This is a genomic window from Streptomyces sp. CO7, assembly GCF_053474865.1.
On sequence record NZ_JBRIOU010000005.1, the window covers coordinates 115,215 to 115,811 of the forward strand.

The following is a 597-nucleotide window of genomic DNA, read 5'->3' on the forward strand; positions in this document are numbered from 1 at the left end:
CGGTCGGCGTCGGGGGTGGAGGTGACGCCGTCGGTGAGGGAGTCGCCGATGACCACGACGGTGCCGCGGGCGTCCTTGTTGAGGACGTCGAGGGCGGTGACGTACCGCCAGGAGGGGGAGCGGTCGGTGTAGGCGCGGCCCCGCGGGTCGAGGGCGTGGTCGCCGGTGGCCAGGTAGGAGGTCTGGCGGGCGTGCCGGTGGTAGGTGACCGGGCCGGAGGGGGTGGGGGAGTAGGTGGTGACGAGGAGGTCTGCGGCGGCGGGCACGCGCAGGGCGACGGCGTCGCTGACGACCTGGCCGCCGGGCGGGACGGTGACGGCGCGGGCGCCGGAGAAGGTCAGCGGGCGCAGCGTCCCGGAGAGTGCTTCGGGGGTGTCGTCGTCGGCGGCGACGGCGACCGAGGCGGAGGTGATGTGCAGCGGCTGCTGTCCGTAGTGGTTGGAGAGGGTCACCCGGGCGGCGGTACCGCCGGCGCTGGTGTGGATGACGTTGCGGATGGAGCGTCCGGCGAGGCCGGTGAGTTCGGTGCGGGGTTCGGCGCCGGAGGGTGCGGCGGCCCAGCTGCCGACCCAGGCGCCGGTGGAGGCGGGGGGGGCG

1 pseudogene is annotated in these 597 nt (G+C 75.9%); it reads right to left on the reverse strand.

Going from position 1 to position 597, the window contains the following annotated elements:
* Window positions 1-597, reverse strand: a pseudogene (locus ACOV8S_RS18845) (SGNH/GDSL hydrolase family protein); the annotation flags it as partial.